This is a genomic window from Klebsiella sp. Ech2A, from assembly GCF_030078455.1.
Lineage (GTDB): Bacteria > Pseudomonadota > Gammaproteobacteria > Enterobacterales > Enterobacteriaceae > Klebsiella > Klebsiella terrigena.
The window spans coordinates 1-9,167 of the sequence record NZ_JAQGFU010000178.1 but is presented as its reverse complement, the minus strand read 5'-3'; the positions used below and the strand labels follow the sequence as shown (position 1 = coordinate 9,167).

Genomic DNA, 9,167 nt, shown 5'->3' with positions numbered 1-9,167 from the left:
GATGGTGGCCAGCGTAGAAACGCCGATCATCGGCAGTTCGGCGCCAAGCGCCAGGCCCTGCGCAATGCCGATGCCGATGCGTACGCCGGTAAAGCTACCCGGCCCGCGGCCGAACGCCAGCGCATCCAGGTCGGTCAGCAGGACGTTGCTTTCGTTAAGGACATCCTGCACCAGAGGCAGAATACGTTGCGTATGTTCGCGGGGGCAGATTTCAAAATGAGCACAAAGGGTGCCATCATTCCACAGCGCCGCGGAGCAGGCCTCCGTGGCGGTATCGATAGCTAAAATTCGCATGGGTTGTCGCGCTCTCGCTGTAGCAGATTGACAAAATGGCGCGCAGTTTATCACATTTTACGCCGGATCACCGCCCCGGCGGCACGGCGAGAAAGCGCACCGCCCGGCGGATATCGCGGGTTCGCGGCGCCGGGGGCAGGCTGGCGAGGAATACCGCGCCGTAGGGGCGCATCACCAGACGGTTATCGCAAATGACCAGCACGCCGCGGTCGTCAATATCGCGGATCAGGCGCCCCACGCCCTGCTTGAGGGTGATCACCGCATCCGGCAGCTGAACCTCGTCGAACGGGTCGCCGCCGCGCAGCCGGCAGTCCTCCATTCGCGCTTTCAGCAGCGGATCGTCGGGAGAGGTAAAGGGAAGCTTATCGATAATCACCAGCGAGAGGGCATCGCCGCGCACGTCGACCCCTTCCCAGAAGCTGCTGGTCGCCACCAGCAGCGCGTTACCGGCGCTGACGAACTGCTGCAGCAGCTGGCCTTTGCTGGTTTCCCCCTGCAGGAGAACCGGCAGCGTCATGGTGGCGCGGAACTGCTCCGCCAGATCGCGCATCATGGCGTGGGAGGTGCACAGCATAAAGCAGCGCCCGTCGTTAGCCTCAATCAGCGGCTTGAGCATCGCCGCCAGGTGACGCGCCGCGCCGGGCTGATTCGGCAGCGGCAGATTGCGCGGCACGCAGAGCAGCGTCTGGTGAGCATAATCAAACGGACTGGGCAGCAGCAGCGACTCGGCCTCTTCAATCCCGAGGCGAGAGGTAAAGTGGTGCAGATCGTCATTTACCGACAGCGTTGCCGAGGTGAAAATCCAGCTGCCGGGCTTTTGCGCCATCACTTCTTTAAACTTTTCGGCGACGGTCAGCGGGGTCAAGGCCAGCGTAAAGTGGCGCGAGGTGCACTCATACCAGTAGCTGAAGCCCGGCTGGTTAGTCTCTTTCAGCCGCTTGAGCCGCGCGCGATAGACCGTTGCCCGCTCAAAGGCGGCATCCAGCAGCGCGGAGCGACCAAGAGAGAGCTTTGCCACGTCGTAACAGAGCTCCAGCGCGTCATCGAGCAGCAGCAGCGCGCGCTGGATATGGCTATCGGCCAACAGGTCGCGCAGGTTGCCGCGATAGCCGGGGTCCCCGAGCTGCAGGCGAAAATCCTGCGCGCTCTGGGCCAGGCGATCGGCGCATTTTTGCAGCTGCTGGGTATCTTTCAGTTCGGTGCGGTAGGCGATGGTGATATCTTTCGCCAGGTCCTGCAGCTGGCGGCTGGAGAGCGACTGGCCAAAATACTGGCTGGCGATATCCGGCAGCTGATGCGCTTCATCGAAGATCATCACTTCAGCCTCGGGGATGAGCTCGGCGAAGCCGCTCTCTTTAACCACCATATCGGCGAGGAACAGGTGATGGTTGACCACCACCACGTCGGCATCCATCGCCTTTTTACGCGCTTTAACCACGAAGCACTCTTTGTACAGCGGGCAATCGCTGCCAAGGCAGTTGTCGTTGGTGCTGGTGACCAGCGGCCAGGCCTGCGAGTCCTCCGCCACGCTGACGCAGGTGCTGACGTCGCCGTCAATCGTTTGGTTAGACCACGATCGCAGCAGGATGACATCGCTCAGAACCTGCACCGGCAGATCGCCCCCGGCCAGCGCCTGCTGCTCGAGACGCTCCAGGCACAGGTAGTTCGACCGCCCCTTCAGCAGCGCCAGCTTACCGGTAAACTTTAGCGCCGTAGCGACTGTAGGCAGATCGCGGCTGTAGAGCTGATCCTGCAGCGCCTTCGAGCCGGTGGAGATAATCACCTTTTTGTTAGCCCGCAGCGCGGGCGCCAGGTAGGCGTAGGTTTTACCGGTTCCGGTCCCCGCTTCAACCACCAGAGGCCGCGTTTCCTCAATAGCCTGCGTCACCGCCACCGCCATCAGGCGCTGCGGCTCGCGCGGTTTGAATCCCGGAATCGCGTTGGCCAACTGGCCGTCTGCTGCAAAATCGTCGATCACAATGCCCCCTGGTTATTTGGACAGTGATTATGTCAGGGAGGAGCTCTTTTCACCAGCCCGGGTAGTGACGCGAGCGGAACATTATGGCAGTCTTGCCCCCGTCAAACGGAGATACCCGTCGTCTTTCGGGCGGTTCCCGCGCCGGTTGTGCCGGCTACGCCGCCTGAAATTCATTGGATTGAGAGGAAACTGAAATGACTATTACGCGTATCGATGCGGAAGCCCGCTGGTCTGATGTGGTGATCCACAACCAGACGCTGTACTACACCGGCGTGCCGGCAAATCTCGACGCGGGCGCCGAAGAGCAAACCGCCAACACCCTGGCGCAGATTGACGCGGTGCTTGAGAAACAGGGCAGCAACAAGTCGCGTATTCTCGACGCCACCATTTTCCTCGCGGACAAAAGTGATTTTGCCGCGATGAACAGAGCCTGGGACGCCTGGGTTGTTGCCGGTCACGCGCCGGTTCGCTGCACCGTGCAGGCCGCGCTGATGAAAGCAGAATACAAGGTCGAAATTAAAATTATTGCCGCGATGTAATTACTCGTCGTCGTGTTCGTCGTGTTCGTCATCTTCATCATCTTCAAAGCGCGCTACGATCCGGTCCCCGGTATGCGTGGCGCGCAGTTCGTTGGCCACCAGGCTAATCGCCTCACCGCTGCTCATCCCCTGCGACATCAGCTCCTGAATTCGCTCTACTGCTTTTTGCTGCTGCTCGTGGCTCAGCGAAGGTAAACCTGCAAACATAACTGACTCCTGCTACATTGTGGGGCGTAATTATTTCACGCCGTCCCCTTATTAGCCAGCGGGCGGTAACGATCAGGATCGAGGAAGATGTTGTCCCCCGCTATTATTACCCTGCCCTGGCATCCGGATGCCGCCGAGCGCTACTTTGCGCCGATAAGCGCAGCGCCCTGGGCGATGCTGCTGCACTCAGGCTTTGCCGATCATCCGCACAACCGTTTTGATATTATCGTCGCCGAGCCGCGCGCAACGCTGACCACCCGCGGCGGTATCACCACGGTGAACGACGGCCAAACGTTGACGACTTCGGCTGACGATCCGCTAACAATAGTGGCGCAGCAGCTGGCGCAGTGTGGACTCGCGCCACAGGCCCATCCGCACCTGCCGTTCCTTGGCGGCGCGCTGGGGCTGTTCGGCTACGATCTGGGGCGCCGCTTCGAGAAGCTGCCGTCTCACGCCGACGCCGATATTGCCCTGCCGGATATGGCGGTCGGCATCTACGACTGGGCGCTGATCGTCGATCACCAGCGGCGTGAAGTCTCTCTGCTGAGCTACGACGATCCCCACGCGCGCCTGCGCTGGCTGACGGCACAAGCTGCCCCAGCGGCGGCCCCTTTTAGCCTGACCTCGGCCTGGCGCTCTAACATGAGCCGCGAGCAGTACGGCGAGAAATTTCGCCAGGTACAGGCGTGGCTGCAGAGCGGTGACTGCTATCAGGTCAACCTGGCCCAGCGCTTCCAGGCCCGCTATCAGGGCGACGAGTGGCAGGCATTTTGTCAGCTGAACCGCGCTAACAGAGCCCCGTTCAGCGCCTTTATTCGCCTCGATGACGGCGCGGTGCTGAGCCTCTCTCCGGAGCGTTTTATCCGGCTCCATCAGGGTGAAATCCAGACCCGGCCGATTAAAGGCACCCTACCGCGGCTGGCCGATCCGCAGCAGGACGCCCGCCAGGCAGAAAGGCTGGCTAACTCGCCGAAGGATCGCGCTGAAAATTTGATGATCGTCGATTTGATGCGCAACGATATTGGCCGGGTTGCCGAGCCCGGCAGCGTTCGCGTACCCGAGCTCTTCGTCGTTGAGCCGTTCCCGGCGGTCCACCATCTGGTCAGCACCATTACCGCCAGGCTACCGGCCCATCTTCACGCCAGCGACCTGCTGCGCGCGGCGTTTCCCGGCGGCTCCATTACCGGCGCCCCCAAGGTGCGCGCGATGCAAATTATCGATAGCCTGGAGCCGCAGCGGCGCAACGCGTGGTGCGGCAGCATCGGCTATCTCAGCCTGTGCGGGAATATGGACACCAGCATTACGATCCGCACGCTGACGGCGTGGCAGGGGCAGCTATACTGCTCTGCGGGCGGCGGGATTGTCGCAGATAGCGAAGAAGACGCTGAATACCAGGAAACCTTTGATAAAGTTAACCGCATTCTGCACCAACTGGAGAGTTAAGATATGGCGGATAGCGCCTTTGAGCTGGACGACTTTCTTTCGCGCTTTCAATTACTGCGCCCGCAGCCTTCGCAAGGCGCCCTCAATCAGCGCCAGGCCGCGGTGCTGGTACCGATTGTCCGTCGCCCGCAGCCGGGGCTGCTGCTTACCCAGCGCTCGCCGCGGATGCGTAAGCACGCCGGCCAGGTGGCCTTCCCGGGCGGTGCGGTCGATAACAGCGACGCGTCGCTGATTGCCGCCGCGCTCCGCGAGGCGCAGGAAGAGGTGGCTATTCCCCCTGAACAGGTGGAAATCATCGGCGTTCTGCCGCCGGTGGATAGCGTGACCGGCTTTCAGGTCACCCCGGTGGTGGGGATCATCCCGCCAAACCTGCGCTATCACGCCAGCCAGGATGAGGTGGCGGCGGTCTTTGAAATGCCGCTGGCCGAAGCGCTGCGCCTGGGCCGCTATCATCCTCTGGATGTCCATCGCCGCGGGAACTCGCATCGGGTCTGGCTTTCCTGGTATCAGCATTATTTTGTCTGGGGAATGACCGCGGGGATTATCCGCGAGCTGGCCCTGCAAATCGGCGTCAAGCCCTGACGCCTTAATCGACTTTGCGCAGCCCTCCTTGCGGCGCGTTCGCTCGCCGAACTCCCCCGCACCGCCCTTTGCGCCCCCTCTTGCGGCTCCCCCGTCGGGCCCGTTATTTAGGGTATATACTTAAATATGACGGCGCTCTCAACATTAGTAAATTGATGGTTATCCATTAGTTTAATTCATGTGAATAGTTAAGCTGATGCTACGGTTCCCTCTTACACTATGCGCAGTTATCACATCGTTGCCGCAGCCGCGGCAACCCTGTACTGGAGTGTTATGGTGATTAGTATATTCGACATGTTCAAGGTGGGGATTGGTCCCTCATCTTCCCATACTGTAGGGCCGATGAAGGCCGGTAAACAGTTCGTCGATGACCTGGTCGAAAAGGGACTACTTAATGACGTGACGCGCGTGGCGGTAGACGTCTACGGCTCGCTGTCATTAACCGGCAAAGGCCACCACACGGACATCGCCATTATCATGGGCCTGGCGGGCAATCAGCCCGATACGGTCGACATTGACGCGATTCCGGCATTTATTCGCGACGTAGAAGCGCGCGGACGCCTGCTGCTGGCGCAAGGGCAGCAGGAAGTCGATTTCCCGCAGGATGACGGCATGCGTTTTCGCAGCGACAACCTGCCGCTGCACGAGAACGGGATGACGATTCATGCCTGGGCCGGTGACAAAGAAATCTACAGCAAAACTTACTACTCCATCGGCGGCGGTTTTATCGTCGACGAAGAGCATTTCGGCAAAGAAAATGCGGGCGAGCTCAGCGTACCTTACCCGTTTAAATCGGCGCAGGAGATGCTGGGCTACTGCAAAGAGAGCGGACTGTCGCTCTCCGGCATGGTGATGCAGAACGAACTGGCGCTGCACGACAAAAAAGAGATCGAAGACTATTTTGCCAACGTCTGGCAGACCATGCGCGCCTGTATCGATCGCGGCATGAATACCGAAGGGGTACTGCCAGGGCCGCTGCGCGTACCGCGTCGCGCCTCTGCGCTGCGCCGCCTGCTGGTCGCCAGCGATAAGCTCTCCAGCGACCCGATGAACGTCATTGACTGGGTGAATATGTTTGCCCTCGCCGTCAACGAAGAGAACGCCGCCGGCGGCCGCGTGGTTACGGCCCCGACCAACGGCGCCTGCGGGATTGTGCCCGCGGTGCTGGCCTACTACGACCACTTTATTGAATCGGTCAGCCCTGATATCTACATTCGCTACTTTATGGCTTCCGGCGCCGTGGGCGCGCTGTACAAGATGAACGCTTCTATTTCAGGCGCGGAAGTGGGCTGTCAGGGCGAGGTTGGCGTGGCGTGCTCGATGGCCGCCGCCGGTCTTGCGGAGCTGCTTGGCGCCAGCCCGGAGCAGGTGTGCGTGGCGGCAGAGATCGGCATGGAGCACAATCTTGGCCTTACCTGCGATCCCGTCGCCGGCCAGGTCCAGGTGCCGTGCATCGAACGCAACGCTATCGCATCGGTTAAAGCGATTAACGCCGCGCGTATGGCGATGCGCCGCACCAGCGAACCGCGCGTCTCCCTCGATAAAGTTATCGAGACGATGTACGAAACCGGCAAGGACATGAACGCCAAATATCGCGAGACCTCCCGCGGCGGTCTGGCCATCAAAGTACAGTGTGACTAAATCATCTCAAACGAAATGCGCCCTAACCGGCGCATTTTTCTTCTGCTATTCATTTACATCCACTACACTTACTCTCTGACGATTGATATTCTGAAGGTTACTCAGAGTCGACAGGGTGTCGCGCATGCAGACTGCACATAAGGTCATCACGACATACCGCCGCAAACGTATTGCCGTCTGTTTGATTGTTGCGTTATTAACGCTAACAACCACGCTGGTTATCCGATTTATTTCGCAGCGTAGCCTAAATCAGCAGCGGATCCAGACCGTCACCGACCAGATGGTGCTGGCCATGGATAAAATTCTTCTCCCGCTTGAGAGCCAGCACGCCTCGATGCTCAGTTTCGTCGGCCAGCCGTGTCGGGATATTCACCTGCCTTTACGCAAGCTGGCGGCCTCGCTGCAGACGGTACGCACCATCGCGCTGGTGAAATCCGATATTCTTTACTGCTCCAGCATTTATGGCGAACGTAATATTAACCTTCATCAGCGGCAGCCCATGCTGCCGAGCAACCGCCCTCTTCTGGCCTTCTCCACCGACGGGTCGCTGCTGGTCGGCTCACCGGTATTAATTCGCTGGTATCCGGTATCTCTCAGCGGCGCCGACGGCGTCATGCTGATGATTAACATTGAGCTGCTGGGGGAGTTAATTCTCAACGCGAAATCACCGCTGATTACCGGTATTGGGCTGCAGGTGGGAGATAAAAGCTTTATTTACGGCCTCGGCCTGGTGGACCGCGACGCCATTCCCGGCGAGCGCATTATCTATCGCCAGAGCTCTTCGCAGTTTCCCTTTACCATCAACGTCAGCGGCCCGGGCGCCTCGGCCATCGCCCTCAACGACCTGCCCGCCGAGCTGCCGCTGGCGCTGATCCTTACGCTGTTGATGACCGGCATTGCCTGGCTCATCACCGCCGGCAGGCTCAGCTTCTCCCGTGAGATCAGCCTCGGGATCGCTTCTCGCGAGTTCGAGCTTTGGTGCCAGCCGCTGGAGGATGCGCGCAGCCAAAGATGCTGCGGAGTCGAGATCCTGCTGCGCTGGAACAATCCGCGTCGCGGGAAAATCTCCCCCGACGTTTTTATTCCCATTGCCGAGGGCTACAATCTTATCGTTCCCCTCACCCGCTACGTCATCGCGGAGACCGCGCGCCAGCTCAACCTCTTCCCCCAGGAGAAAAGCTTCCATATTTCGATCAACGTCGCCGCCCGCCACTTTGCTAACGGCGAGCTGCTGCGCGATCTGCATCACTACTGGTTTAGCGCCCATCCCATCCAGCAGCTGGTGGTGGAGCTGACGGAGCGCGACGTACTGCAGGATGGCGATCGTCATATGGCCGAACACCTGCATTACAAAGGCGTGCAGCTGGCAATCGATGATTTCGGTACCGGCAACAGCTCGCTGTCATGGCTGAAAAAACTGCGTCCCGATATCTTAAAAATTGATAAGTCCTTCACCAGCGCCATCGGCATCGACAGCGTAAATTCGACGGTAACGGATATGATTATTGCCCTCGCGCATCGCCTGGAAATTGTCACTATCGCGGAAGGCGTTGAAACGCAGGAGCAGGCGGAGTATTTGCGTGACCACGGCGTCGATATCCTGCAGGGGTTTCGCTACGCCCGGCCGATGCCGATAAACGAATTCCCGCAATGGCTGGCGATGCACAACCTGGCGACGGTGGGGGAAAAGGATAGCGAATAGCCTGCCGACCCCTTGCGGAGGCCGGCAGGACGGCGGGATTACTCTTCTTCGTCGTGATCGTGGCGCGTTTTGACGACGCGGACCAGATCGACACGATAGCTGTTAGCCTCAACGATAGTGAACTGCAGCGGCGCCAGCTCGACGACGTCGCCGGTGCGCGGGATATGGCCGTTGACGGCGATAACCAGCCCGGCAACCGTCGCAATATCCTCTTCTTCGTTGACGATATCATCCAGCCCCAGCGTCTGCTGCAGCGCGTGGAGATCGGTCGAGCCCTTGATCAGCCAGCCGTCGCCATCGGCAACAATCTCCGGCGTCTCATCGGCGTCCGGGAACTCGCCGGCAATCGCCTCCAGCACGTCCAGCGGTGTCACCAGCCCCTGCACCACGCCGAACTCGTTGGTGACAATGACGAAGCTGCCGCGGGCCCTGCGCAGAACGCCCAGCAGATTGATCGGGTCCAGGGTTTCCGGAACCACAATCGCCGGCGACGCCGAAGCGAGCGCCGCCACGTTCTCACCGGCCTCCAGGGCCACCAGCATCTCTTTGGCACGAACGATGCCGATGATCTCATCCAGCTCGCCCCGGCACACCGGGAACAGGCTGTGCGGGGAAGAGAGCAGCTGGCGGCGAATCTCATCTTCGCTCTGCTCAGCGTCAACCCAGCTGATTTCACCGCGCGGCGTCATGATGCCGCGCAGCGAGCGCTGGGCAAGCGTCAGCACGCCGTTAATCATGTAGCGCTCTTCTTCGGCGAACTCGCCTTCCGGCACCGGTATCG

At 60.2% G+C, this 9,167-nt stretch carries 9 protein-coding genes; 5 read left to right on the top strand and 4 right to left on the bottom strand.

All coding sequences use genetic code 11. The features are described from left to right. A partial coding sequence (gene tsaB / locus PFH44_RS21940) for a tRNA (adenosine(37)-N6)-threonylcarbamoyltransferase complex dimerization subunit type 1 TsaB (protein WP_283826134.1) occupies window positions 1-294 on the bottom strand: 294 nt, incomplete at its 3' end. A gap of 67 nt (window positions 295-361) precedes the next feature. After that, complete coding sequence (locus tag PFH44_RS21935; protein ID WP_283826133.1) at window positions 362-2,272, bottom strand: ATP-dependent DNA helicase; 1,911 nt, start codon at window positions 2,270-2,272, stop codon at window positions 362-364. Between the two features lie 194 nt (window positions 2,273-2,466). On the opposite strand from PFH44_RS21935, the gene PFH44_RS21930 reads away from it, so the two are divergent. Further along, window positions 2,467-2,811 carry a RidA family protein gene (locus tag PFH44_RS21930; RefSeq protein WP_045859143.1) on the top strand — a complete coding sequence of 115 codons (345 nt, stop codon included), beginning with the start codon at window positions 2,467-2,469 and terminating at the stop codon, window positions 2,809-2,811. On the opposite strand, the gene PFH44_RS21925 is transcribed toward PFH44_RS21930, so the two are convergent. After that, window positions 2,812-3,018 carry a YoaH family protein gene (locus tag PFH44_RS21925; protein ID WP_283826132.1) on the bottom strand — a complete coding sequence of 69 codons (207 nt, stop codon included), beginning with the start codon at window positions 3,016-3,018 and terminating at the stop codon, window positions 2,812-2,814. A gap of 87 nt (window positions 3,019-3,105) precedes the next feature. Between PFH44_RS21925 and pabB the strand changes: the two genes are divergently transcribed. The 4 genes from pabB (at window position 3,106) to PFH44_RS21905 (ending at window position 8,386) form a co-directional block, all read left to right on the top strand. Continuing rightward, a complete protein-coding gene (gene pabB / locus PFH44_RS21920; RefSeq protein WP_283826131.1) occupies window positions 3,106-4,461 on the top strand; it encodes an aminodeoxychorismate synthase component 1 in 1,356 nt (451 codons plus the stop codon). A gap of 3 nt (window positions 4,462-4,464) precedes the next feature. Further along, on the top strand, window positions 4,465-5,043 hold the full coding sequence (locus PFH44_RS21915) for a CoA pyrophosphatase (RefSeq protein ID WP_045859150.1): 579 nt from the start codon (window positions 4,465-4,467) through the stop codon (window positions 5,041-5,043). Window positions 5,044-5,319: 276 nt separating this feature from the next. Further along, window positions 5,320-6,684, top strand: coding sequence for an L-serine ammonia-lyase (gene sdaA / locus PFH44_RS21910; protein ID WP_283826135.1), 1,365 nt, complete (start codon window positions 5,320-5,322; stop codon window positions 6,682-6,684). A gap of 124 nt (window positions 6,685-6,808) precedes the next feature. Beyond that, window positions 6,809-8,386, top strand: coding sequence for an EAL domain-containing protein (locus PFH44_RS21905; RefSeq protein ID WP_283826130.1), 1,578 nt, complete (start codon window positions 6,809-6,811; stop codon window positions 8,384-8,386). Between the two features lie 38 nt (window positions 8,387-8,424). On the opposite strand, the gene PFH44_RS21900 is transcribed toward PFH44_RS21905, so the two are convergent. Further along, window positions 8,425-9,167 (bottom strand): transporter associated domain-containing protein (locus PFH44_RS21900; protein ID WP_283826129.1); only part of this gene is annotated, 743 nt, incomplete at its 5' end.